Origin of the sequence: Streptomyces sp. NPDC004609 (genome assembly GCF_042873655.1) — a bacterium.
In the GTDB taxonomy this organism is placed as follows: Bacteria; Actinomycetota; Actinomycetes; order Streptomycetales; family Streptomycetaceae; genus Streptomyces.
Genome location: NZ_JBIALS010000001.1, coordinates 302,325 through 325,684, shown reverse-complemented (window position 1 = coordinate 325,684; position 23,360 = coordinate 302,325). Strand labels below are relative to the sequence as shown.

Genomic DNA, 23,360 nt, shown 5'->3' with positions numbered 1-23,360 from the left:
CTGACCCACGTATGCCCAAGCCTATTGCCCGACTCCTCCGGCGCGCCCTCAAATGGGCACTCCCGGCCTACGGACGCCACCGGGCCACCCCTGCGTTCACCACCCCTGCCTCACCCGTGGCATGGACGAAGCCGTGGACCGCCCCCGCTCCGGCCCATGTCATCGAAAGGACGCTTCCGCTCAGGGGAGAAGACATCCCGCTCGTCCGCCCGTACGCACTCCTGGACGACACCCTGCAACTCCGCACCGTGCTGCCGCGAAGGCGACTCAAGGTCCTCGTGCATGCAGGGGAAGCACTCGATCTCCCCTGCGGCGCACCCGCCACCGGAGCCGACCTGTGACCTCCGATTCGCTGACCTCACCTCCGCCAACGGTTCTCACCGCCACGTGCATCGGGTGCGGACGCGAAACGTCCGCCCCGGTGAGCGTCCGCTGGATCCCCAGCGCCAGCGGGACCGGAGCAACCCTGTACGCCTGTCCACAGTGCACACCAACGCTCAGCCACGGACCCACCCCCGACGAAGACACGTTACGCAAGTACCGCGCACCGAAGGCGGAGTAAGACGCGCGCTCTGGCATTCCTGCACTCGATGAGCGAAGGAAACGGGCCGGAGCGCCCCCTTGGGCCAGTGCCAATATCCGCCGGACCGAGAAGGAGGAGGCGTCGATGCGGCAGCCCCCCTTGTCCCTCGTCCCCCAGCACGGCCCAGCCGCCCGGTCGGGACCGGCGCCCCAGCGCCGCAGCCCGAACCGGACGGCAAGGGTCGCCCGTCTGGCCGAAGGCCTCTGCCCTGAGGTCGGACCTCGGACGGCTCAAGGACGGCCCTGGCGGGCATGAGGGCTGAGCACCCTCCGTTGTCAGTGCGTCCGACTATGGTGTGTCCGCCATCACAGGGCGATGATCTGGGGAGCGGCTTTGGGCGCCAAGACGGGATTGCTGGTGTACGCCGACGGCGACGTGCCGGGGTTGCTGCGGCAGGTGGGGACGGCGGACCTTGATCAGACGATCGCCATGATGCGTCGGCTCTACCCGGGCTGGGAGATCGAGGAATGTGAGGGTTCGGCTCTCTCGGACGGCGTTTACCCTCGGACGGGGTCGGCGTACGCAGCCAGTTGGCCAGGCGTGGAGGTCATTGGTGATCAAAGGGTGATGATCGACGCTCCCTCGCAACTCCCGGAACACCTCGTGGCAGCAAGCGCTGGCCGACGGCTCATCCTGCACTCCATGCACAGTGTGGTCGACTGGCTTGCGTTCGCGGTGTGGGAGGACGGGCGTCTCATTCGCTCCCTGAGTCTGTCCCCGGACGACGGCATCATCGAGAACATCGGGGAACCCCTCCCCTTCGAGCTGCCCTACTGGGCTGGAGACCGCCCGGCTGACATCGTTCCCTGGCCCGACGAAGAGGAAGAGCCGTATGCCCTTCCCTTCCACCCCTTGGACCTAGGCGAAGACGCATTGCGGGCCCTCTGTGGGTTCGTCCAGGAGGGCCACCCTGAGCCCGACGACGTCGACGCGGACGCCGTCAAGCTGTATGGATTCCGCGTACGGGACCCCCACGAGCCTGATCGTGCCGAACAGGAAGCGGGGCTTCGGGAAGCCATGGAAACCATGGCTCCGCCGCGCTTCTACACACTGGGCCCTGACGGCTCGCTGATAGAGCGCGACGGCCCATAACTCACGACCTCTTCGTCCCGAAGCAACTCGGGCGGGAGCCTGACCTTGGGCGGTTGTGCCTCTCACCTGCTGCGACGGTTCGTGGGCGTTCGCGCTTATCTGCCGTTGTCTGCTGGCGTTGTCACGCAGTTAGACACTCACCACGTTAGCTCCTAGGAGCTCGATCCTGCTCGTATGCCATGAGTGACCCTGCTGAGACAGTGACGTTACTCGCCCGCAGCAGGCGCGCTGTCGCTTGACTGGGATGAATCCGTTCGATCGACAGCGTTCGAAGGCTGCGGGGGATCGAGTTTTACTCGTCCCAGTCCAACCTGCATCGCCATCAAATCAAGGGCTTGCCTTAGATAGGGGAAAACATCCCGAATTCCGACCTCTTCGCCGAAAGTAATGGCGCCGGATGGCGGTATGTCCGGATGGTCTTCACCGATCTTATAATTCCCGACCACTTCAGCTTCAATTGCACCAAGGGGATTTTCTGATTTATCCTCGGCTGTGGCTTTGCAGGACAGGATGATGTGGATATGATCCTTGCTGAAGCCGAGAGACTTTTTGAGGGAGAAATCCCACTTGACTGCTCGACCTGGACGTATCTTTTCGGCACTCAGGCGTTTAGTGGAAACCTGGCATAGGTGCGCATTGCCCTGCAGCCATTCAGCTGTGGCCTCTGGGTCTCGAGTAGACTCTGGCATTTCACTGCACCTGTACCATGCGGTATTCGACTACGGAGTCATCAATGCTGTCCCAAACGAAGGTATCATCGGACTCCGTTTCCCACGCCGGTAGATCCAGGTCCACTTTTCGCGTAACCCTCAGTTCCTTGGCCTCAGTCCAGGACACGAGCTGGTTTTCGCCCTCATCGTCGCACTCAATGTGAGGTCGGTTAGCTACGACTTGCTTCCGTGCCGTGCCCGCCTTGACTCTGTTAAGACTGATTTCAAAGCCCAAAGCGTGCAAATAATCGGCCAGCGTGGAAACGCGCATGTTGCCGTCTCCGTGCACGACTTGGTTGACGGCGGACTTGCGAATTCCGAGCCTACGAGCAAGCTCCGTCTGTGTGACTCCGGACTCTTCGAGGCTTTCGTGGATGGTAGCCAGAGCCTCGTATCGCAGTCGCGCGGCAGCAAGGGCTCGGGCGCCCTCGTCTGTTGCGGCGAGTCGCTCATACAAGTTCTTCATTGCGATGCACCATCCTCTCTCATCACCCAGAGTGCTTTGTCGATGTGCTTCCTAGGCGTCTTCTGTGACTTCTTCAGAAAGCCGTGAGTCAAGCGCACCGTCTTGCCAGTGAAGTGAGTGCAATAAAAGAATGGCAGTCTCACGTCTCCGGCCTTAACCTCGTATAGGTCGTCACGGAGGCGATTCAACTGAAGAGGTACTCGAAGAGTTCCCCTCTCTGCAAACTCCTCCAGGCGTATTGCAATATCCGCAAGCCTTTGGAGATTTCCTCGCCGTTTATGATTTCTCTCTAATTCGGCGATGAACTCGTCTGCTTCGAACCTTTCTTCCGTTGTCCGTGCAGCTTCGATCATGAGCGCCGTCCCGCGCTCGTAGCTGATCCTGCTGCAATCGGTGCACGTCGTTCGCTGTACAGTTTCCACTGTACCGCCCTCCCCAAACGCTGCGACACGAATGAGCGGGATGCTATCCCAGCCATGCCTGTGGTGACTCCGATTCAGAACGGATCGCACCGATTTGTTGCTTGCGACTCTGCTCCGTTGACCAGCGCTAGAGCGCAGGCGGCGGAGCGGCTTTGGGCTGGAGCTGCTTTGGGGCGAGTGATCATGGCCCCGTAAGCTTCCGGCGAGTCGGGCAGTCTGTGGACCTGCCCGTTGAAGCACGATGTTGGGGCCATGATCTTAGAGGCTCGCCCCAAAGTGGCTGCCTAAAGCCGTGGAGCCGACCGCCCCAGCCACAGAGGGTGTCTCCTCACTTCATGCCCGGAGCCGCGAGCGCGCCGCCGGGCGCGGCCAGCCGGGGCGGAGACAGGAGGCAGGTCGCGCCGCGGAGGCGGCGCGCCCGCGCCGTGCGCGGGCCTTGATGATGTGAAGAAGGTTTGAACCGTCCAGGAAGCATGACAGCCCATCAGATCAGGAGCGCCCTCCGTGCCCATCGCGCCTCACAGTGGGTAGGAGACCTCTAGGTCCTCTCCGGGAAGGTGGAACTCCTCCAGCACGAGTGGCCTGCCGTCCTGATTGGTCGTGACCCGGAGGATGTGGAGCAGGGGGACGCCTTCTCCGAGTCGTAGGGTGTGTGCCTGGTCGGGGAGTGGCATTCGGGGGCGGACGTGTTCGGTGAAGTGGAGTTCGTGGCCCATGTCGGCGAGTGCCTGGTACAGCTCGGGTGCTGCGGGCAGGGGCTTGTCCTTGTACGCCGTGCCCACGAGGACCGAGAACGGGACGTAGGTCCTGTGGAGTTGGCGGAGTCGGCCTTGGTCGGCGGTCTGCAAGGTGGCGTACGTGTACATGGGCTCGCCCGGGGGGATGCGCAGGAGGTCTGCGAGGGCGAGTGGGGCGTCCGTGCGGGTGACCGTGGCGTTCTCCGCGTCGGTCCAGCGGATGCCGTCGGCCTCGGCGTATGTGCCCTCGCTGGTGCGGCGTACTCCGCGTCGGCGGGTGAGGGTCGGGCGGTGGTGGGGTGAGCGGACGAAGGTGCCCCGGCCCATGATCGCTTCGACGAGTCCGGATGCCCGTAGTTCGGTGATTCCCTGGCGCACGGTGGGGCGGGTCACCCGGAACTGCTTGGCGAGGGCTTCTTCCGAGGGGAGCGGCTGGCCTGCCGGGAAGGTGCCGTTGAGGATGCCTTCGCGCAGGTAGTCGGCGATCTGGCGGTACTTCGGCTGGGTCTTCTTCGGCGGCATTCGGGCCCTCCGTGCCGTGGTGGCTGCTCGGGTGTGCGTCCGGTTGGGCAGGGTGCCCAACTTCTTGGACAGCCTCGCTCATTACCTGTCGCTTGACACCCGTACTACGGGATGCACTCTTGGGCACTCAACCCGTATTACGGGTGGTCAAGCAACCCGAAGGAGCGACCTTCGGGTGCGACAGCAGAGGAGATACGACAAGTGGCAACCCTTCCGATCGACACGGCGAGGTTCACTGGGATCATCTGCACGGTGGCGCCGTCCCCGCGTGTCGCCAACCGCGAGACCGGACAGCTCAAGATCGACCGCGAGACCGGCAAGACCGTCTTTCAGGTCGGTCTCTGCCTCATGAGCGGGACGACGGCCGAGGTCGTCAACGTGAACGTGCCGGGCGAGCCGTCCGGTGTGCAGCTCGGGATGCCGGTGCAGGTCCGCAACCTCGTGGCCGTGCCGTGGGAGAACGACGGGCGGCACGGGATCGCCTTCCGGGCCGAGGAGATCAAGCCCCTTTCCGCACCGGCCGCGAAGGGGGCCGGACAGTGACCTTCCTGGCTGCGGGACACGACGCCGGTCCGGCGTGGCCGACCTGGGTCCTCCTGGTCGGCTTAGCGGCAACAGCAGTACTGCTCTGCGCCGGAGCGACCCGGTGGCCTGGTGGCTGGTGTTCGGCTACCCGGTCGCCTGCCTTCGGGTCGTACGGACCTGGCGGGCGCTCATGGCCGGGTGCGGCCTGGCCGTGAGCCGTAAAGCCGCGCTGATCGTGGTCTCCGGGCTCGTGGGCAAGGGGGCGCCCCCGCCTCAACCGCACGTCCCCCGCCACGGGTTCATCCGGCCGACCAATGTGGGCTTCTGGATGCTGGTGCGGCTGCTGCCGGGGCAGACGCCCGAGAACTTCGTCAAGGCGGCCCCTGCCATGGCGCACGCCTGGGAGATGCACGCGGTCCGCGTGACCGTGTGGAAGCCCGGTGTCGTAAGGATCGCGGCATCCGCCACGGACCCGCTGCAAGCACCCCGAATACCCGAACGATCCAGTGGCGGGAGGCTGCTGAGCGTCGCCGTGGGGGTGCTGGAGACGGGCGCTCAGTGGGTCGTCGACCTGCGGCGCGTACCGCACCGGCTGATCGTCGGCGCCACCCGGTCCGGGAAGTCGACGCTCGTGAACGCCCTGGTGGCCGGCCTTTCTCCGCAACCCGTCGCCCTGGTCGGCATCGACTGCAAGGGCGGGATGGAACTCTCGCTCTACGGCCCTCGGCTCTCCGCGCTGGCGACCAACCGGGCGCAGGCGGTCAAGCTCCTGTCGGCGCTCGTGGACCTCACCCTCGACCGCATGGCGGTTTGCCGCGCCGCGCACGTCCGGAACGTCTGGGGCCTCCCGGATGACACACGGCCCGTCCCGGTGGTCGTGATCGTCGACGAGATCGCCGAACTCTTCCTCATCGCAAACCGCAGCGAGAAGGACGAAGCGCACTCGGCAGCGACCGCCCTCATCCGCCTCGCCCAACTCGGCGCGGCCCTCGGGGTCTTCCTCGTCGTCGCCGGGCAGCGCGTCGGCTCCGACATGGGACCCGGAGTGACAGCCCTGCGGGCCCAGCTCGCCGGTCGCGTCTGTCACCGAGTATCCGATCCGGGTACGGCGGAGATGGCGCTCGAGGACCTGAACCCGGACGCGCTCAAAGCCGCTCAGGCGATCACACCCGAACAGGCCGGTACGGCGGTCCTCGCCTCCGGCGACGGCTGGGAACGGGCCCGGTCCTTCCTCGTCCCGGAAGAGGACGCGGAAGCCGTCGCCGCACAGTACGCGCACCTGACCCCGTTCCTTCCGGAACTGGTCGACGCCATGGGCGGAGCACCCGACGGCCCGACCGTCCGTATCGAACGCATCGACCGCGAATCCGGCACGGAGGAAACGCCGTGCTGATCACCATGTCGGCCGTGCTCCTGCTCGGTCTGCTGATCTGGTTCCTGCTCCGCATCCGCTACCTACGGCTGCCCGACGTGCTGATCTCCGGTCTCTTCGGCTTCCTGCTCGCGAAGACCTCGGCCGCACCCGTCGTCCAGACCGTCATCGACACCGTGAGCGGCCTCCTGGCCCAGCTCCGCTTCTGGCCCACCCGCCCGAAGGAAGGGAAAGGGGCCATGCCCCCTGACATCACAACGGGCTCCCGACGGGGCGCGAAGTCGCCAAACCCGACCCCGTCAGGAACCCACTCCATCCGCCACGTATGCAGTGAAAGGAGTCGACACCCATTGTCCACCAGGAAGCACCCGCGCCCGCTCATGTGCGAGTTGCGCGACGGAGAACGCCCGATGTGCGACGGCCGGGAACAGGTCGTCCTCGTCGGACTCGACGGCACCGAACAGCGTCTCTGCCCGGCGCACGCTGCCGCGCTCTGGCTGACCGATCCGACGCTCCGCTTCAGCGCCAAGACACGTCCGCAGGCGATCGCCGCCGTCATGGGGCAGGCGTTCGGGGGTCCGCGATGACCGATCCCGTACACCTTCCCCAGGGCCTGGCCGCTCTCGTCGAGCGCGCGACCACACCCGAGTTCGACGCCTGGCGGCGGAACGTCGCCTCCCTCGGGGGCTGCACCAACCCGGTCCATCTCGTCGGCGAGGCGGCCGTGTTCGACACGGCCACCGGCCAGGCGCTCTTCACGTACTCCTCCGGAACCTACGGCGGTCGGCTGCTGGTCACCTGCGGCAACCGGCGCTCGGCGGTCTGCCCGGCCTGCGCGCACGTCTACCGGGCCGACACGTACCAACTGATCAGGGCCGGACTCGTCGGCGGCAAGGGCGTCACGGAAGCGGTTGCCAGGCACCCGCAGGTGTTCGCCACCCTGACCGCACCCGGCTTCGGCCCGGTCCACGCACGCCGTGAACGCAACGGCCGGGTGCACCCCTGCCGTCCCCCTTCAGCAGGCGACCGCTGCCCCCACGGTCGCCCGGCGGGATGCCACACGAGGCACGAACCCAACGATCCCCGCCTCGGCGAGCCGCTCTGCCCCCACTGCTACGACTACGCCGGAGCCGTCCTCTGGCAGTCCAACGCCGGACGGCTCTGGCACCGCTTCACCATCGAACTCCGCCGCGACCTCGCCCGGCGGGCAGGCATCTCCCGTACGGACTTCGGCGGCGCGGCCCGGCTGTCGTACGCCAAGGTCGCCGAGTACCAGCGGCGCGGCCTGGTCCACTTCCACTCGGTCATCCGCCTCGACGGCCCGCACGGCCCGAACACCGTTCCGCCGGCCTGGGCCATAGCGGATCTCCTGGCGGAGAGCGTAGAGGCGGCGGCCGGTCACGTACGGCGCCCGCCCCCGGCTCAGACGTCATCGGCCCCCGCGTGCTTCGCTTCGGTACACAGGTTGACGTACGGCCCGTCAACGCCTCCAGCGCGGTCGCCGGATACATCGCCAAGTACGCCACGAAGGGAGCCGAAGCAGCCGGGGCGGTCGACGGCCGGATCCACTCCGGCAGGGATCTCGCCCTGCTGCCTGTAAGGGCCCATGCCCTCCGCATGATCGGTACCTGCTGGTGGCTCGGCGCACTCCAGCCCTTCGCGCCCCTCCAACTCCGCCGCTGGGCACACATGCTCGGCTACCGCGGCCACTTCTCCACCAAATCCCGCCGCTACTCCACCACCCTGACCGCCCTCCGCAACGCCCGCACCGAACACCGCGCCCAACGCCAACGCGAAGCCCTCGGCCTCGACGACCGCCCCACGGTCACCATCGGCCACTGGCACTACGCCGGACGCGGCTACACCCCCGAAGCCGCCCTCATCGCACCCCCGAACCACGAGGGCGGAGGACGGCATGACGCGTGACGGATCGGCCGAACTCCTCACCGTTCCCGAAGTGATGGCCCGGCTCCGACTCGGCCGGTCCACGGTCTACGACCTCATGCGCTCACGGCGCCTGGCCTCCATCTCGGTCGGCCGCGCCCGACGGGTACCCGTGAACGCTCTGCGCGACTTCATCGCACGGCAGATCAAGGAGGCGTCCTGATGGCAACCCAACGCAAGCGCAACCCCAGCGGCGCGGGCACGATCACCAAGCGCAAGGACGGCCGCTACCAAGCCGCCGTCTACGTCCTCCAGCCGGACGGCACCCGCGCCCGCAAGTTCGCCTACGGCAAGACCTGGCAGGACCGACACCAAACGCCGCGCACTCCTCGATAAGGCGGACCAGGGCATCCCCGTGCCCACCCGCTCGGACAAGCTCTCCGAATGGCTGCCGTACTGGCTGGACAACATCATCAAGCCGCGACGCAAGCGGACCACCTACGCCAAGTACGAGACACACATCCGGCTCTACCTGGTGCCGATGCTCGGGACTAAGCGGCTGGAATCGCTGAGCGTGGCCGACGTACGGCGCTTCCTGGCCCGGTTGGAGAACAAGACCTCCGCCGCCACAGCCAAGGAATCGCATCGGGTACTGCGGACAGCTCTCACGGCTGCCTGCCGTGAAGAGTTGATCACGCGCAATGTGGCAACTCTCGTGGAAACGCCTTCAGTTGGAGCGCGCGACCTCATGCCGTGGTCGCTGGACGAAACGCTCGACTTCCTGACAGCCGCGCGGAAGGACCCGCTCTACGCGGCGTTCGTGCTCGCGATCGCCCTGGGGTTCCGGCGCGGTGAGATCGTCGGCCTGCGCTGGGAGAACGTGGACCTCGACAGGCGGGAGATCCGCGTACGTACCCAGCGTCAGCGCGTGCGTGGGGAGATCTACGAGGACGATCCGAAGGGGCGCCGACGGAAGCAGACGCTGCCCCTGCCCGCGATCTGCGTAGCGCCCCTGCGCTGGCAGCGACTTCGGCAGGCGGCCCAGCGGAAGCACGCCGGGGAGCAGTGGCAGGAGACCGGCTATGTCTTCACCACGCGCACCGGTCGGCCGATCGAGCCTCGGAACCTGTACCGGTCTTTCACCCGGGTGGCCAAGGACGCCGAACTCCGGGTCATCCGGCTGCACGACGCCCGGCACGGAACGGCAACCCTGCTGACCGCCGCCGGCGTCGCTCCCCGCGTCGTGATGGAGATCCTCAGGCACAGCCAGATCGCGGTCACGATGAACGTCTACACGAACGTCGTGCAGGACACCCAGCGTGAAGCCGTCAGCCATATGGACCGGCGGCTCAGGAGGCGTCCCGGCCGTGGATGATCAGGGCCGTTGATGTCAGATGTGGATGTCAAAGGCCCCGGACCATGATCGGTCCGGGGCCTTTGCGCTGGTGGGCGCGGACGGTTTCGAACCGCCGACATCTGCTTTGTAAGAGCAGCGCTCTACCCCTGAGCTACGCACCCGTGGATGAGAGCACAGCCTACATGGCGGATGACCCCCGCCCGCAAACCAGTAGGTGGCCCCGCAGGGCGTGGTAGCGGCAGGTCTACGGGGGATATCCCCACCTCGGAGACGGTGGCCGGCAGGATCGAAGGCGGGGCGGGGGGCTCGTTACCGTGAGGGCACATCGGCAGAACCGACAGGGGGAACGAACACCATGGTCAGCACCCGTTCCGCAGGCACGCTTCCCGCACGTAGGCGCTTCGGAGGCGGGCGGCAAGTTCGGGGGCGGACGGGTCGTGTCGTCGCCGGGCTCGGGGGTGGGGGTGCGCTGGTGTTCGCGCTGGCCGGGTGTGGGAGCGCGGATGCGCAGGCGGCCCCCGAGGAGCGGAAGTCGTTCGCGCTGGACGCGAAGAGCCTGCACATCGACTCGGACAACTCCGCGCTGGAGATCGTTCCCGCGGATGTGAAGGCCGTGGAGGTGACCCGGCAGGTGGACGGCTGGGTGGTGCTCGGGAGTGGGCCCGAGAAGTCGTGGCGGCTGGAAGGGGGGACGCTCAAGCTGCGGGTCACCTGCGACGCCGTCGCCAGTGAGTGCGAGGGGCGGCACGTCGTGAAGGTGCCCCGGGGTGTCCGGGTCACGGTGGACAGCGGGCACGGGGATGTCACAGCTTCCGGATTCGGGACGCCGGTGAAGATCCGCGCCGACAACGGGAACGTGACGGTACGGGGGACGGGCGGGCCGCTCGATCTGGCGACCGACAACGGCGATCTCGTCACCGATGGCGTAACCGCCGGGACCGTGAAGGCGAGGGCGGACAACGGGGACATCCGGATCGCGCTGAAGGCGGGGACCGCGGCCGACCGGATCGAGACCTTCAACGACAACGGGGACATCACCATCGGGCTGCCGCGCGCGAAGACGTACGCGGTCACCGCGGCGGCGGACAACGGGTCGGCCAAGGTGGAGGTGCCCGACGACAAGGCCAGCACGCGTGTGGTGACGGCCCGCAGCGACAACGGCGATGTGGACATCCGTAACGCGGAATAGACGACGGCACAGGCGGCGCACGGGGCCGCCGCCCCGCGTGGGCCGCGGACCCTTTGTGCCGTCTTCGGCAGGAAGATCGGTGAAGCGCGAACCATCCGACCCGTGTGTTCGTCGATACCTGGTGGGAGAATGAACCGGGTACGGCGACGCAGCACGGGAGAGGGATGTGACGGCGACACACACGCGGCCGCACGCAAGCGCGAAAGCGAGTGCCGTCCGGAATGTCCTCACACTGGTGCTGCTGCCCGTGCCGCTGCTGGTGGCCGTGCTGCCGGGGACGTTCGCCGGAGGGGGGACGCGGCGCTGGTTCGGGGGGCGCGGAGAGGGGCAGCGGGCCGAGGCCCAGGCCGCGAAGGACGCCGCCGCCGCCGCGTTCTACGAGCTGGACACCGCGCAGCGCGATCTGCGGATCTCCATCGAGACGATCACGGCCGTGGACAGCTCGCCCGAGGCGCGCCGGGCCGTGGAGGGGTTCGCGGCGCTCGGGCGGCGGATCGACGAGGCCAGTCAGCGGTACATCACGGCCGTCGACACGCATGATCTCGACCGGGACGACCTGGAGGCGTCGGTCGCCTCCCAGGCGCGCGGCGAGCTGAACCGGGCCAAGGACGAGCTGGTACGGGTGAAGGCGGACCTGGACCGGTTCGGGGAGGGCCTCGGGCCGCTGCTCGACAAGGCCGAGACGCAGCTCGCCCGGCTGGCACCCGCCGTCGAGCGCGCGAGAGCGGCGCTCCTCGCCGCGAGCAATGCTCTCGATTCGGTGCGCGCCTCCGGAATGAGAGCGGACGATCTGGCCGCCCGCCTCGCCGCCCTCGCCCCCGAGCTGACCAAGCTCAACCAGGGCGCCGGGCAGCACGGCGTCACCGGGACGCTTCACCGCGCCGACCATGTTCTGCGTGACGCCGAAGCGGTACGGGCGGAGGCCGAGCGGCTCCCCGAGCGCGCCGCCGAGATCGACAAGCGCCTGGTCTCCCTCCGTACCCGGGCGCAGGCCCTCACCACCCGTGCCGGATCGGTCGAGCCCGTGCTGAGCGAGCTGCGCCGCCGTTTCTCCGCCGCCTGCTGGCAGGATCTCCAGCCCGTGCCGGAGCAGGCGGCCCTCGGTGTGCGGCAGGCCGAGGAGAAGCTGAAGGAAGCGGGCGCGGCCCGCGACGAGCAGCGCTGGGCGGACGCGACCGCGCTTCTCGGCACCGTGCGCGCCCTGCTGAACAGCACCGACGAGGCCGTGTCCGCCGCCGGGGACCGACTGCAGCGGCTGAACGCGGTCGCCAAGGACCCGCAGCAGGAGATCGAGCGCACCCGGTTCGCCGTACGGGACGCACAGCGGCTCGCCATGGCCGGGCGCAACACCCCCGACCCGCGTCACGCCCGGCCACTGGACGACGCGGTCGCCCGGCTGGGCCGCGCGGTCACCGCCCTTGAGGGCCGGCACCCCGACTACTGGCACTTCCTGACCGAGACCGAGGCCGTCCGCCGCACCGCCGCCCGTGTCGTCGAGCAGATCAGGGAGGAGCGCGGCGGCGGCGCCCCCTGACGCCGCACCCCCCCCTCCGGGCCGGTCCGGCCCGATCCCCACGGAAGACCCCCGGCGAGGGCCGTCGGCGAAGACCCGGGGCTGACCCCCGGTGGCCGGACCGCCGGGCGTCCGAGCACCCCCGCGAACCCGGCGGACACCCGTACGGCGACCCCGTCGGGACCGGCCCGACCTGATTTGTACGGGGAGCGCGTCGGGCGGATGCTGGGAGTACGCGTACGTACCCGAGGAGGCCGGACATGGCCGCACACGTACTGCCCCACAAGAGCTCCCGCAAGAAGCAGATCAAGCTGAACGAGCATCTCCCCGTCGATCACCGCCTCAGCCGTCTCTACCGCGTCGGCGCCGGGCTCATGGGCGTGTTCCTGATCGTCTTCGGCATCCTGGGACTGATCAACAAGATCGGCTTCTTCAGCACCCAGGGCAACACGGTCATCGGCCTCAACACCAATGGCGCGCTGAGCGTGCTGTCCGTCTGCGTCGGTGCGCTGCTCCTCGCCGGGATGGTCATCGGCGGCAACTTCGCCTCGACGCTGAACATGGTGCTCGGCATCGCCTTCGTCGGCAGCGGTTTCATCAACCTCGCCCTGCTGGACACCAGCTTCAACCCGCTGGCCTTCCACATCGAGAACGTCCTCTTCAGCTTTGTCGTGGGCCTGCTGCTGATGTTCTTCGGGATGTACGGGAGAGTCAGTTCGACGCTCCCCCACGACAACCCGTACTGGAGGGCCCGCCATCCCGAGGAGGCACAGCTGGAGGACCAGCGGCGACGGGAGCTGCAGGAGCAGGCACGGGAGCAGCGGACACAGGACCAGGGGCAGGCACAGGACCAGGGGCAGGCACAGGCTCAGGGGCAGGACCAGGACCAGGGGCAGGACCAGGGGCAGGGGCAGGGGCAGGGGCAGCAGCGTGAACCGCAGGGGAGCCCGTAGCCTTGGCCCATGCCCCGATACGAGTACCGCTGCCGCACCTGCGACGACACCTTCGAGGTGGACCGGCCCATGGCCCGGTCGTCCGACCCCGCGGACTGCCCGGCCGGCCATGACGACACCGTGAAGCTGCTCTCCGCCGTCGCCGTCGGCGGTACGAGCGCCCAGCCCTCCCCCGGCGGCGGGGGCGGAGGCGGAGGCTGCTGCGGTGGCGGCTGCTGCGGCTGAACCGGCGACCCCCGGGCCGCCACCGTGCCGACCGGGCGCGGCGGGCCCGGGGTCCGGCGGTGTCGGAAGCTCAGGAGCCCAGATACCGCAGCACCGCGACCACCCGCCGTGAGTAGCCCGCCGTCCTGGTCAGCGTCAGCTTGTCGAAGATCGCGTTGATGTGCTTCTCGACCGCGCTCTGCGAGATGTGGAGCCGTGCCGCGATCACTCCGTTCGCATGGCCCTGGGCCATCTCCGCGAGGACGTCCCGCTCGCGTGGGGTCAGCCCGGCGAGCGGGTGCGCACGGGAGCTGCGGGCGAGGAGCTGGCGTACGACCTCCGGGTCGAAGGCGGCCCGCCCCTCCCCGACCCGCTCCAGCGCGTCGAGGAACTCGTCGACCTGGACCACCCGGTCCTTGAGGAGATAGCCCACGCCCTCCGACTCGCCGGTCAGCAGCTCGGTGGCGTACCGCTTCTCCACGTACTGGGACAGGACCAGCACCCCCACGCCCGGCCAGCGGCGGCGGATCTCCAGGGCGGCGCGGAGCCCCTCGTCGGTGTGGGTCGGGGGCATCCGGACATCGGCGACCACCACGTCCGGCCGCCGCTCCGCGACCGCCGCCAGCAGGCTCTCGCCGTCGCCGACGGCCGCCAGGACCTCATGGCCCTCCTCCACGAGGAGGCGTACGAGCCCCTCCCGCAACAGGGTCGAGTCCTCGGCCAGGATTACGCGCACGGCAGCTCCGCGGTGATCGTCGTGGGTCCGCCGACCGGGCTGTGCACCCCGAACCGGCCGTCGAGCGCGGCGACTCTGCTCGCCAGCCCGGTGAGTCCGCCGCCGGCGGGGTCGGCGCCGCCCGGGCCGTCGTCCACGACGCTCACGTGCAGGGTCGTACCGTCGCGGCGCAGTGTCACCCCGATCCGGGTGGCTCCGGCGTGCTTCACCACATTCGTGACCGCCTCGGTGACGACGAAGTACGCCACGGTCTCCACCTGCCGCCCGGCCGGCGGCTCGACGTGGTACTCCAGGCGGACGGGGAGCGTGGTGCGTTCGGCGACCGTCTCCAGGGCGGCGTGCAGACCGGCCTCGTCGAGCACGGTCGGGTAGACGCGCCAGGCCACCTCGCGCAGCTCGTTCAGGGCGCGGCGGCTCTCCTCGTGGGCCTGGAGGAGCAGCTGATCGGTGCGCTCGGGGTCGCGGCTGCGGCGGGCGCGGCCGAGCAGCATCCCGAGGGCGACCAGGCTCTGCTGTACGCCGTCGTGGAGATCACGTTCGATCCGGCGGCGCTCGTCGTCGACCGCGTCCAGCACCTCGGAGCGGGTGGCGGCCAGCTCGGCGATGCGCCGCTCCAGTACGTCCTGGTGGCTCGGGCCGAGGAAGTGACGTGCCACCCGGCCTTCCAGCAGGGTCGTACCGTGCACTCCCTGAGCTGCGAGAACGATGACAAAGGCACCGAGGAGTCCGGTTCCGGCGACCTCAAGGGGATAGTCGATCGGCACCAGGAACCAGCCGAAGAGGGCGAACAGCAGCCAGGTCAGACCGGTGAGCAGACAGCCCAGGACCATCCCGCCGAGCAGGCCCAGCGGCACTCGGGCGGCGGCATAGCGGGCGGCGCGTGAGGGTGCGTACGAGACGGGGGGCCGCATCCGGAAGAAGCGGTCCAGCCGGAGCAGCTCGGCGTCCGTGACCCGGACCGCGAGCGCCGCCAGTCGGCGCAGCACCGCGCGCCGTCCGCGCGGCCAGGCCAGGACACAGAGGAGTACGGGGCCCGCGAGCAGGGCGAGGATCAGCTCGGCGACGGCGGTGAGGGCCCCGACGGCCAGCCCCGCCGCGTACCACGCCCCGCGCACCGCGGCCGTCTTCAGCGAACCGCGCGCGTCCACCGGCTCGACCGGATCCACCCGCTTCACCGAAGCCACCGGTTCCGCCGTCTCCACCGTCTCCGCCCGCATGTCCGGCACGCTAGCCGGTCGGGGCGGGCGGCACACTGCGGTGGACCGCACCCTTGTAGGAGGTGGGCTTCAGTTTCCCTTCAGGCGTGATTACCTAGCGTGGACGTATGGAACCGATGATCGTGATCAGCGCGGCGCAGGTCGAGAGCACCGCTCCTGGCTGGATCAACAGCCTGATGGACACCCTCGGCGCTCCCGGCGCGGGCATCGCCATCGCCCTGGAGAACCTCTTCCCGCCGCTGCCCAGTGAGGTGATCCTGCCGCTGGCGGGCTTCGCGTCGAGCACGGGGCAGATGAGTCTCCTCGCGGCGCTGGTGTGGACGACGATCGGTTCGGTGGTCGGCGCGCTCGCGCTGTACGGGGTGGGAGCGCTGCTCGGCCGGGACCGTACGGTCGCGATCGCCGCGAAGGTGCCGCTGCTGAAGGTCTCGGACATCGAGCGCACGGAGGCGTGGTTCGCGAGGCACGGCCCGAAGGCGGTGTTCTTCGGGCGGATGATCCCCGTCTTCCGCTCGCTGATCTCCGTGCCGGCGGGTGTCGAGCGCATGCCGCTGCCGCTGTTTCTGACGCTCACCACGCTGGGCAGCGCGATCTGGAACACGGTGTTCGTGCTCGCCGGGTACGCACTCGGGGAGAACTGGGAGTCCGTGTCCGGGTATGTCTCGACCTACTCGAAGGCGGTGCTGGTGGCGGCGCTGCTCGCGGTGCTGGGGTTCGTGGCCGTACGGCTGCGGAAGGCGGGCACGGGGTCGCACAGGCGCTGAGCCCCCGGGGCGCGGGCCGCCGGGGCGCCGGGAGCACCGGCCGGTCGAAGCCGCCGAGCCGTCGGCAGGTCGCGGGCCCCGGTCGCCGAACCGCCGGGACGTCCCGGGGCCAACGGAAGCCGCCGCGCGCCGCCGGGCCTACCGGACCCGGGTCCGCCCCGTGCCCGGGCCGGGCGGACCACCGCGCCGTACACACGGGGCCCGAGCGGACCACCGCGCCATCCGGGCGGGCCCGGGCCCCGGCCCCGGCCCCGGGCCCGCTAGCGCTCCAGGAAGCGGCGGAGGATCTCCTCCCCCGCCGCCACGCCGCTCTCCTCCACCACGTCCACGTGCGGCGCGGTCCAGCCGGTGTCCGCCAGTTCGCCGTGGGAGGGGCGCCAGGCACGGTCCGCCGCCAGCAGCAGATCGGCGTCGAGCAGCGAGTCGCCCGCCGCGAGGATCCGGGCCGGGCCCGTGCGCCGGGCGATCTCTCGGACCGCCGCGCTCTTGGTGAGCGGCTTCGGTACGGCGTACACCTTGCGGCCCTGGAGGGAGACGCCCCAGCCACGGCCCTCGGCCCAGGCGGCGAGTTCCTTGACCCAGCCCTCGGGCATCAGCGCCCGTTCGACGACCAGATACGCGAAGAGGTCCTCGGCGACTCGCTCCTTGAGGAGCCACGCGGGATCGGCGACGGCGAGAAGATGCGCGCGGACCTCGTCGAGGGAGGCGCACTCGCCGGCCACGCGGGCGGCGACCCGGCGCTGCCAGTCGGGGTCGGAGACGCCGTCGACGAGGATGTGCCCGCCGTTGGCGCAGACCGCGTACCGGGGTACCGGTCCGGGCAGGCGGATGCGCCCGTACTGCTCACGGGTGCGGGTGGTCGTCGGTACGAACACGGTCTCCGCGGCCAGCCGCGGCAGCAGCCCGGCCGCGGTCTCGGTGACGTACGACAGGGGCTTGCCCTGGTAGACCTCGACACAGAGCAGCCGGGGGGCCTGCGCGTCGGGGACGGTCAGCCCGAGGGCCCCGGCGGAGTAGATGAGCGTACGGTCGAGGTCGCTGGCGACCAGCGCGGCGGGCGTACTCACGGCGCGGTCACCGCCTTGCCGTCGACGCCGGTCGCGCCCCGGGTGTAGCGGGGGTGGATCAGCCCGACACAGCTGTACGGCAGCTCGCCGACCTCCTCGACGGGAACCCCGCGCTGTCCGGCCAGCAGCCGCACATGGTCCAGATCCGCTCCGGCGCCGGCGCGGGCGAGGATCTTCCAGGGGACGCGGCGCAGCAGTACGCGGGTGGTTTCGCCGACGCCCGGTTTGACCAGGTTCACATCGTGGATGCCGTACTCCTGACTGATCCGTTCGACGGCGGCCCAGCCCTCCCAGGTGGGCGCGCGATCCGTCGCGAGCAGCTCCTTGACCTCGGCGTCCACGGCGGTGGCGACCTCGCCGAAGCGGGCGGCGACGGTGTCGAGGAAGTCGTTCGACACGTCGGAGCCGGCGAGTTCGCGGTAGAACTTCGCGCCGTGGTAGTCGTGCGGACCGACGAGGTCGGCGCGCAGGACCGTGCGCGATATCAGCCCGGAGACCGTGGAGTTGAGGCACGCGGAGGGGATGAGGAAGTCCTCACGGGTGCCGTAGGTGGCGACGCAGCCCCCGGGGTCGGCGAGCACGGCGATCGAGGGGTCGAATCCGCTCAGATCCGCGCAGGCGTCGAGGGCGGCTGCCAGCTCGCGGGTGATCGCGCCCTTGCCGGTCCAGCCGTCGACGAACACCACGTCGGCCGGGTCGTGGTGCCGCTGGAGCCAGCGCAGGGCATTCGCGTCGATGCCCCGGCCGCGGACGATGGACACGGCGTAGTGGGGCAGGTCCAGGCCGTGCCGGTCGCGGGCCCAGCGGCGCATCAGCACGCCGACGGGGGTGCCGGCGCGGGCCAGCGACACCAGGACCGGGCGCGGCGACCGCTCGGCGAGGACGGTCTCGGTGACGACGCCGACGGCGCGGGCGATCCGGCCGGCGGACTCGCCGAGCGCGCGCCGGAACAGCGCCTGGTACTCGTCGCTCGGCTGGTACTCCACCGGCAGCGACTCCGCGTAGTGCGCGCCGCCGCTCTGGATCGCCTCCTCGCGCTCCTCCGTGGGGGCCTCCAGCTCGACGTCCGACAGATCCTGGAGCAGCCAGCCGACCTCCTCGGGGGCATACGAGGAGAACGCGGGGCCGCGCAGGGGCTCGGGCAGCATGGGGACCTTTTCCGGTACGGGCGCGACGGGCAGTACGGGCGGTACGGGCGCGACGTGCGGTACGGGCGCGACGTGCGGTGCGGATGCGACGTGCGGTGCGGATGCGGGGCCCGGGGCGGGCGCGACGTGCGGGACGTGGCTGGGCACGACCGCGAGCACCAGGCGGGGGGTGTGGGCCGCGAGCCGGTCCAGCAGGCCGCCGGGGGCGTACAGGCCGGGGGTGTCGGCGACGGAGTCGACGACGGCGACGACGGCGTCGAACCCGGCGCCGGCGACGTTGTAGGCGTAGCGCTCGCCGGGGCCGTCGGCCGGGTCGTCGTGGGCGGGGAAGGCGATCCGGGTGCGGATGGCGTAGCCGGGGTCGTCGACGGCGAGGACGGGCGAACGGGTGGTCGTCGAGTACCGCACATCGGCGTCGAGAAGCTGCTCCAGGGCGGTGCCGAGGCGCAGGGGCGCGTACATCAGCTCCTCGAACCCGAGGACGAGCACGCGACCGGCCTCCGGGCCGACGGCGTCGGCGAGGCGCCGGGCCATGGCGGGCAGCGCGTCCTCCAGCCGCTGCCGGTGCCCCGGCAGGAAGCCGTGGCGCCCGCCGTCGGGCACGCCGGCCGGCCATTCCAGCTCGACCCGGTGCGCCTGCGCGCGGCCGGGCCGCCCGGCCGGTGTACCCGCCCGGCCGGTCGCCGGTACGGCACCGGTGCCGGTCGCGGCCGGGGCGCGGGTGCTCCGGTCGCGGGTGTCCCGGCCGGCCGGGACGGGGCCCGGGTCCGCGAGGGGCCCGGAGTCCGGGTGGGAGACGGAGTCCGGGAGCACCCCGGAGTCCGGGTGGGGCTCACGGCCCCCCTCATCCGCGGCGGCGGCCATCGACCGGAGGCCGGCGGTCGCGTCCCCGGCGAGGGGGCCGGCCGGGCCCGCGCCGGCCCCGGGTACGGGCGCCTGCGCGGACGGCTCGTGCTCGGCGACGAGCTCCCGGCCCTTCGCGAGGACGTCGTCGGGGAGGCGGAGCGTCCCCGAGGCCAGGGCGATCAGGTCCACGCGCGCGCCGATCTCGGCGGCGAAGGAGTCGAGGCGGCCGCGGTCCCCGGGGGAGCGCATGTCGACCAGGGCGACGATCACATAGCGGTCCCGGGGGTAGCGCTCGTGGAGGTCGCGGATCGTGTTCAGGACGGTGTTCCCGGTGGAGAACTCGTCGTCCACGAGGATCAGCGGGCCCGGCCCGGCCAGCAGATCCGGGTTCTCCGGGAGCAGGAGGTGCGAGGTGGCGTGGGAGTGGGACTCCTCGAAGCCGCCCGCGCGGGGCACGCCCTCCACGGGGCGGCGGGTGGAGTGGAGGTAGGGCGCGAGGGACACCCCGTCGGCGACCGCGTGGCCGAGGCCGGTCGCGGTCTCCGCGTACCCGACGACGACGGCGCGGGCCGCTTCCCCGTCACCCAGGAGCGCGCGGACGCGGGCGCCGAGGCCGTGCCCCGCCCCGTACACCACCGCGGGTGACTGGGGGACGTGCTTGCCCAGCACGTTCGACACGAGCAGATGGGCCCGGCGGGGATTGCGGCGCAGGGCGAGGCCGAGCAGGGAGCGCAGCCGCTCGTCCCCGTCGAGACCGACGCCCAGCCGCTCGGTGACCCATGTTCCCGACCAGACCGTCACAGGTGTGTCTTCCCTTCTCCGTGTTTCTCCATGGGACCGCGGGGCGCGGGTCCCGGTTCCCGGGGCGTCCGCCCCGGCACTCACTCGCCGGAGAGCCCCGCCGTGAGCAGCTCCACGAAACCGATCTCCTCCCTGGCCACGCCGAAGACCTCCGCACGCAGCAGGGTCCGCTCGGCCCAGGCCCGGTGCGGCTTCACCTCGTTCATCTTGTTCGTGTACGAGGAGCGCATGACCCCGCCGCCGTCGCGCCCGGGGCTCAGGATGTCCTGCGCGTCGCTGAACTCCTCGTGACTGACCACGGACAGCGCGTGCACGGGCAGCACATGCGAGGGGTGGATGCAGGTCTTGCCCGTCAGCCCGTTGGCCCGGTCCAGCTCGATCTCGCGGAGCAGACCGTCGAGGTCGTGCTCGATGAGGTTGGTGCGCAGTTCCTCGGCGCGGACCTCCATGAACGGGCTCCGGCGCAGCTGGGGCTTGAACATGCGCTCCTGGAGGCGGAAGTACTCCCAGACCGGGCCGGTGACGGTGAAGCCGGTGCCGTCCGCGCGGCCGAGGACGTTGACCACGTCGGCGATCACGGCGGCGATGAGCTGGACGTCGTACGCCGTCATGTCCGGGCTCCGGCGCAGCCCGTACGCCGAGCAGAAGTCGGTGACGCCGAGCCTCAGCGCGAGGACCCGGTCGCGGTACTTGTCGACGGTGTTGCAGATTCCGCTGAGGGTCTGGACGCGGGTCTCCAGATGGAGCAGCTCGGGGGACTCCAGGACGGGCATCGCGAAGAGCCGCTGTCCGGTCGCGGCCTCCGCCGCCGTAAGCGCTTCCAGGAAGGGGACGCCACGCTCCTCCGTGAACTTGGGGAGTACAAATCCGGTCAGTCTCTGGACGGAGTCGCCGAGCCGCTCCGCGAGGTCCGGGATCTGCCCCGGTTCACGGACCCGGATGAAGAGCATGGGCAGCTCCCGGCCCCGGGTGTCGAGATCGGCGAACTGGCGGATCAGATTGTCCTCGGCCGCGGGCACATCGGCGTCGTCGATGGAATCCTCCAGGCAGAGCACCATGGAGACGACTCCGCGGCCGACCTGCTTCAGGACGTCGTCGGCCAGTTTCGGGCGGGTGGCGGGGCTGTAGAGCGTGGCACCCAGTGCTGCCGCGAGCACCCGCGCGGAGGAGGCGGCGGTGAACTCGCACGGCTCCTGATGGAACAGACGTTCGCGGACAGCAGGCGAAAGTTGCCCGAAATGACGCATAAACTCCCCCGTGCTGTGTGGTGGGCCAGCCCGACTGACGTGGCCGGTAATAGTACGTACGAACGTATGCCAAGGGTTCCCCACGGTGATGAACTCACGGTGACTCGATTGCACCATGCATGTGTCTCGTCCCGAGAACAAGTGCCCCCCGTTGTCCGGGCGGCCTCCGAAGGGGCAGGATGACGGGCATGACGCACGCGATGGTGAAAGGCTCGAACGTCCCGCTGGAGGCCGCGGCCGTACGGGCCGTACTGCGCTGGACGCCGGGTGCGGGCGTCCCCGATGTGGACGCGTCGGCCCTGCTGCTGGGTACCGACGCCCGGGTGCGCTCCGACGAGGACTTCGTCTTCTACAACCAGCCGCGCCATCCCTCCGGGCTGGTGCGGCGGCTGCCGAAGAAGCGCGTCGCGGAGCATCTGACGGACACCGTCGAGGCGGATCTCTCCGCGCTCGACGCCTCCGTCGACCAGGTCGTGCTCGCCGCCTCGTCCGACGGCGACACCTTCCAGCATGTACGCGATCTGCGGATACTGCTCTACGACGCGGCTCTGGCGGAGAGCGAGCCGCTCGCGGTCTTCGATGTGAAGCCCGAGACGGGCGAGGAGACGGCGATCATCTGCGGCGAGCTGTACCGGCGCGGGGAGGGCTGGAAGTTCCGCGCGGTGGCGCAGGGCTATCCGACCGGGCTGGTCGGGCTGGCCACGGCATTCGGGATCTCGGTCGACGAGACCGAGCCGGCGGCGGCTCCCGAGCCCCCGGCGCGGCCCCCCGCGTACGGCTATCCGCAGTCGCCGGACGCCCCCGCGTACGGCTACCCCCAGCCGTCCTCTCCCCCGGTCCGGTCCGGGTACGGGTATCCGCAGCCCGCGGCCGCCTTCGTCCCCGACCCGGACTTCCGGCTGCCGCCGATGGGGCCGCAGTTCGTACGCCCCTGAGCCGGGCGCCGGCCCCGGGGGCGGGTGTGTGCCCGAGGCCGGGTGTGGGCCCGGGTGCCCGGGCCGAGGAGTCCCGGAGCGGTGACGCGGGCACGGGTCCCTGCCCGGACCGGCGGTGCGTCCCGGGGCCCGGGGCCGGGCCGACCCGGCATCCGGTCCCGGGTGCCCGTCCGGGGCGGCACCGCCCACCGGGCCCCGGTGGGTACCCGGGCCCCTGACCGTGCCCGATCGCCCGCCCAGCGCTCCTACAGCTTGCTCTTGTAACCGCGGCCCCACTGGAGGCCCCATCCGTACAGCCGGTCGAGCTCCGCCTGGAAGCCGTACACGAACTTCACCTCGCGGCGGACGGTCAGCTCGCCCTTGACGTTCTCCATGGTGAACACCGCGCAGGAGCGCGCCTGCGGGGCGCGCTCGTCCAGCTCGATCTCCACCCGGGGGCCGCTGCTCGGGAACAGGGTCACCAGCGCGTGCGTACGGTCGAACGCGGGTGTCTGGTCGTAGATGTAGACGAAGAACAGCATCCGCTTGATCTCGGCGTGGTGATCGAGATTGACGTAGACCGTCTCGCCGGAGCCGGAGCCGAAGCGGTCGTCGCCGCTGAGCCTGACGTACGGGGGCTCATTGGTCGAACCGAAGAAGCCGCCGAGCGGCTGCACCACACCCTTGGCGCCGTCCGTCAGCTCGTAGAGGCAGCCGAGGTCGAGGTCGACGTTGACCATGCCCTGGGTGTGGGCCTGGACGACATCGGGCTGGAACAGCTTGAAGGGGTGCCGCAGCAGACCGCTCTGCCGGGACCGGCCCTCGATGTCGGAGGTGCGCATCCGCCAGGAGAGATTGACCCGGAGATGACCGGTGGCGGCGCCCTGCTTGGTGAGGGAGACCGTCGGGTGCCGTTTGGTCAGGGATATCGAGTTCGTCGCGGCGCTGCCGGTGTCGAACTGAGCGGACCTGCCCCGCAGGAGACCGTCCCAGAAGGCCATGCCGTGCCACCCCCAGTGGTGTCGATGGTTCCGTCACCCCGCTCTCCCCGCACGCGCGGGGCGGCGCCGAGGCACCGGCCCCGGCACCGC

Annotated in this window: 22 protein-coding genes, 1 tRNA gene and 2 pseudogenes; 14 read left to right on the top strand and 11 right to left on the bottom strand. The window is 70.1% G+C overall.

Annotated features, from left to right (window positions below):
• Positions 1–11: 11 nt before the first annotated feature.
• Together ACFYT4_RS01325 and ACFYT4_RS01320 are read left to right on the top strand one after the other, a co-directional pair.
• Complete coding sequence (locus ACFYT4_RS01325; protein ID WP_389264044.1) at positions 12–341, top strand: hypothetical protein; 330 nt, start codon at positions 12–14, stop codon at positions 339–341.
• A gap of 575 nt (positions 342–916) precedes the next feature.
• Positions 917–1,675: a DUF6928 family protein gene (locus ACFYT4_RS01320; RefSeq protein ID WP_389264042.1), complete on the top strand. Its 759-nt coding sequence runs from the start codon at positions 917–919 to the stop codon at positions 1,673–1,675.
• Between the two features lie 206 nt (positions 1,676–1,881).
• On the opposite strand, the gene ACFYT4_RS01315 is transcribed toward ACFYT4_RS01320, so the two are convergent.
• The 4 genes from ACFYT4_RS01315 to ACFYT4_RS01300 all read right to left on the bottom strand — a co-directional run bounded on the left by ACFYT4_RS01315 (position 1,882) and on the right by ACFYT4_RS01300 (position 4,532).
• The gene (locus ACFYT4_RS01315; RefSeq protein ID WP_389264041.1) at positions 1,882–2,364 is read right to left on the bottom strand and encodes a hypothetical protein; all 483 of its coding nucleotides are present in this window, start codon (positions 2,362–2,364) and stop codon (positions 1,882–1,884) included.
• Between the two features lies 1 nt (position 2,365).
• Complete coding sequence (locus tag ACFYT4_RS01310) at positions 2,366–2,851, bottom strand: helix-turn-helix domain-containing protein (RefSeq protein WP_389264039.1); 486 nt, start codon at positions 2,849–2,851, stop codon at positions 2,366–2,368.
• Positions 2,848–3,273: a type II toxin-antitoxin system RelE/ParE family toxin gene (locus tag ACFYT4_RS01305; RefSeq protein WP_389264037.1), complete on the bottom strand. Its 426-nt coding sequence runs from the start codon at positions 3,271–3,273 to the stop codon at positions 2,848–2,850. Before ACFYT4_RS01305 ends, ACFYT4_RS01310 begins: the two co-directional genes overlap by 4 nt.
• Positions 3,274–3,791: 518 nt before the next feature.
• A complete protein-coding gene (locus ACFYT4_RS01300; protein ID WP_389264035.1) occupies positions 3,792–4,532 on the bottom strand; it encodes a GntR family transcriptional regulator in 741 nt (246 codons plus the stop codon).
• Between the two features lie 201 nt (positions 4,533–4,733).
• On the opposite strand from ACFYT4_RS01300, the gene ACFYT4_RS01295 reads away from it, so the two are divergent.
• From ACFYT4_RS01295 to ACFYT4_RS01270, 6 genes and pseudogenes are all read left to right on the top strand, one after another.
• Positions 4,734–5,075 carry a hypothetical protein gene (locus ACFYT4_RS01295; protein WP_389264033.1) on the top strand — a complete coding sequence of 114 codons (342 nt, stop codon included), beginning with the start codon at positions 4,734–4,736 and terminating at the stop codon, positions 5,073–5,075.
• Between the two features lie 103 nt (positions 5,076–5,178).
• Positions 5,179–6,450 carry an FtsK/SpoIIIE domain-containing protein gene (locus ACFYT4_RS01290; RefSeq protein WP_389264031.1) on the top strand — a complete coding sequence of 424 codons (1,272 nt, stop codon included), beginning with the start codon at positions 5,179–5,181 and terminating at the stop codon, positions 6,448–6,450.
• A complete protein-coding gene (locus tag ACFYT4_RS01285; RefSeq protein WP_389264029.1) occupies positions 6,444–7,016 on the top strand; it encodes a hypothetical protein in 573 nt (190 codons plus the stop codon). Before ACFYT4_RS01290 ends, ACFYT4_RS01285 begins: the two co-directional genes overlap by 7 nt.
• Positions 7,013–8,355, top strand: a pseudogene (locus ACFYT4_RS01280) (replication initiator). The gene ACFYT4_RS01285 and the pseudogene ACFYT4_RS01280 overlap by 4 nt, the downstream one beginning before the upstream one ends.
• A complete protein-coding gene (locus ACFYT4_RS01275; RefSeq protein ID WP_389264027.1) occupies positions 8,345–8,536 on the top strand; it encodes a helix-turn-helix domain-containing protein in 192 nt (63 codons plus the stop codon). The pseudogene ACFYT4_RS01280 and the gene ACFYT4_RS01275 overlap by 11 nt, the downstream one beginning before the upstream one ends.
• Positions 8,536–9,688 (top strand): annotated as a pseudogene (locus tag ACFYT4_RS01270) (tyrosine-type recombinase/integrase). Before ACFYT4_RS01275 ends, ACFYT4_RS01270 begins: the two are co-directional and overlap by 1 nt.
• A 68-nt stretch (positions 9,689–9,756) precedes the next feature.
• On the opposite strand, the gene ACFYT4_RS01265 reads toward ACFYT4_RS01270, so the two are convergent.
• Positions 9,757–9,831: transfer RNA gene (locus ACFYT4_RS01265), tRNA-Val, on the bottom strand.
• A gap of 311 nt (positions 9,832–10,142) precedes the next feature.
• On the opposite strand from ACFYT4_RS01265, the gene ACFYT4_RS01260 reads away from it, so the two are divergent.
• The 4 genes from ACFYT4_RS01260 to ACFYT4_RS01245 all read left to right on the top strand — a co-directional run bounded on the left by ACFYT4_RS01260 (position 10,143) and on the right by ACFYT4_RS01245 (position 13,550).
• Positions 10,143–10,859, top strand: a complete 717-nt coding sequence (locus ACFYT4_RS01260) for a DUF4097 family beta strand repeat-containing protein (protein WP_389264025.1) — start codon at positions 10,143–10,145, stop codon at positions 10,857–10,859.
• 166 nt (positions 10,860–11,025) lie between these two features.
• Positions 11,026–12,393 (top strand): hypothetical protein, encoded by a 1,368-nt coding sequence (locus ACFYT4_RS01255; protein ID WP_389264023.1) that lies wholly within the window; start codon positions 11,026–11,028, stop codon positions 12,391–12,393.
• 239 nt (positions 12,394–12,632) lie between these two features.
• Positions 12,633–13,325 carry a DUF4383 domain-containing protein gene (locus ACFYT4_RS01250; protein ID WP_389264021.1) on the top strand — a complete coding sequence of 231 codons (693 nt, stop codon included), beginning with the start codon at positions 12,633–12,635 and terminating at the stop codon, positions 13,323–13,325.
• 9 nt (positions 13,326–13,334) lie between these two features.
• Positions 13,335–13,550: a zinc ribbon domain-containing protein gene (locus tag ACFYT4_RS01245; RefSeq protein ID WP_389264019.1), complete on the top strand. Its 216-nt coding sequence runs from the start codon at positions 13,335–13,337 to the stop codon at positions 13,548–13,550.
• A 70-nt stretch (positions 13,551–13,620) separates the two neighbouring features.
• Here ACFYT4_RS01245 and ACFYT4_RS01240 read toward each other — a convergent pair whose 3' ends face one another.
• Positions 13,621–14,265: a response regulator gene (locus ACFYT4_RS01240; RefSeq protein ID WP_389264017.1), complete on the bottom strand. Its 645-nt coding sequence runs from the start codon at positions 14,263–14,265 to the stop codon at positions 13,621–13,623.
• Entirely contained in the window at positions 14,256–15,395 is a 1,140-nt protein-coding gene (locus tag ACFYT4_RS01235) for a sensor histidine kinase (protein WP_389264252.1), read from the bottom strand. The genes ACFYT4_RS01240 and ACFYT4_RS01235 overlap by 10 nt, the downstream gene beginning before the upstream one ends.
• Positions 15,396–15,589: 194 nt before the next feature.
• Between ACFYT4_RS01235 and ACFYT4_RS01230 the strand changes: the two genes are divergently transcribed.
• Positions 15,590–16,246: a DedA family protein gene (locus tag ACFYT4_RS01230; RefSeq protein WP_389264015.1), complete on the top strand. Its 657-nt coding sequence runs from the start codon at positions 15,590–15,592 to the stop codon at positions 16,244–16,246.
• A gap of 260 nt (positions 16,247–16,506) precedes the next feature.
• Here ACFYT4_RS01230 and ACFYT4_RS01225 read toward each other — a convergent pair whose 3' ends face one another.
• The 3 genes from ACFYT4_RS01225 to ACFYT4_RS01215 form a co-directional block, all read right to left on the bottom strand.
• Entirely contained in the window at positions 16,507–17,313 is an 807-nt protein-coding gene (locus ACFYT4_RS01225) for an HAD family hydrolase (RefSeq protein WP_389264013.1), read from the bottom strand.
• On the bottom strand, positions 17,310–20,108 hold the full coding sequence (locus tag ACFYT4_RS01220) for a phosphoribosyltransferase (protein ID WP_389264011.1): 2,799 nt from the start codon (positions 20,106–20,108) through the stop codon (positions 17,310–17,312). Before ACFYT4_RS01220 ends, ACFYT4_RS01225 begins: the two co-directional genes overlap by 4 nt.
• An 80-nt stretch (positions 20,109–20,188) precedes the next feature.
• On the bottom strand, positions 20,189–21,355 hold the full coding sequence (locus ACFYT4_RS01215) for an HpcH/HpaI aldolase/citrate lyase family protein (RefSeq protein ID WP_389264009.1): 1,167 nt from the start codon (positions 21,353–21,355) through the stop codon (positions 20,189–20,191).
• Between the two features lie 179 nt (positions 21,356–21,534).
• Here ACFYT4_RS01215 and ACFYT4_RS01210 point away from each other — a divergent pair, with 179 nt between their 5' ends.
• Complete coding sequence (locus tag ACFYT4_RS01210; protein WP_389264007.1) at positions 21,535–22,290, top strand: TerD family protein; 756 nt, start codon at positions 21,535–21,537, stop codon at positions 22,288–22,290.
• Positions 22,291–22,535: 245 nt separating this feature from the next.
• Here ACFYT4_RS01210 and ACFYT4_RS01205 read toward each other — a convergent pair whose 3' ends face one another.
• Positions 22,536–23,270: a Tellurium resistance gene (locus ACFYT4_RS01205; protein WP_389264005.1), complete on the bottom strand. Its 735-nt coding sequence runs from the start codon at positions 23,268–23,270 to the stop codon at positions 22,536–22,538.
• Positions 23,271–23,360: the final 90 nt, after the last annotated feature.

Bases quoted from the DNA above. Each gene is read 5' to 3' on its own strand.
- ACFYT4_RS01325 (WP_389264044.1), top strand. From the start codon at position 12: ATGCCCAAGCCTATTGCCCGACTCCTCCGGCGCGCCCTCAAATGGGCA.
- ACFYT4_RS01315 (WP_389264041.1), bottom strand. From the start codon at position 2,364: ATGCCAGAGTCTACTCGAGACCCAGAGGCCACAGCTGAATGGCTGCAG.
- ACFYT4_RS01310 (WP_389264039.1), bottom strand. From the start codon at position 2,851: ATGAAGAACTTGTATGAGCGACTCGCCGCAACAGACGAGGGCGCCCGA.
- ACFYT4_RS01300 (WP_389264035.1), bottom strand. From the start codon at position 4,532: ATGCCGCCGAAGAAGACCCAGCCGAAGTACCGCCAGATCGCCGACTAC.
- ACFYT4_RS01275 (WP_389264027.1), top strand. From the start codon at position 8,345: ATGACGCGTGACGGATCGGCCGAACTCCTCACCGTTCCCGAAGTGATG.
- ACFYT4_RS01250 (WP_389264021.1), top strand. From the start codon at position 12,633: ATGGCCGCACACGTACTGCCCCACAAGAGCTCCCGCAAGAAGCAGATC.
- ACFYT4_RS01245 (WP_389264019.1), top strand. From the start codon at position 13,335: ATGCCCCGATACGAGTACCGCTGCCGCACCTGCGACGACACCTTCGAG.
- ACFYT4_RS01230 (WP_389264015.1), top strand. From the start codon at position 15,590: ATGGAACCGATGATCGTGATCAGCGCGGCGCAGGTCGAGAGCACCGCT.
- ACFYT4_RS01215 (WP_389264009.1), bottom strand. From the start codon at position 21,355: ATGCGTCATTTCGGGCAACTTTCGCCTGCTGTCCGCGAACGTCTGTTC.
- ACFYT4_RS01210 (WP_389264007.1), top strand. From the start codon at position 21,535: ATGACGGGCATGACGCACGCGATGGTGAAAGGCTCGAACGTCCCGCTG.
- ACFYT4_RS01205 (WP_389264005.1), bottom strand. From the start codon at position 23,270: ATGGCCTTCTGGGACGGTCTCCTGCGGGGCAGGTCCGCTCAGTTCGAC.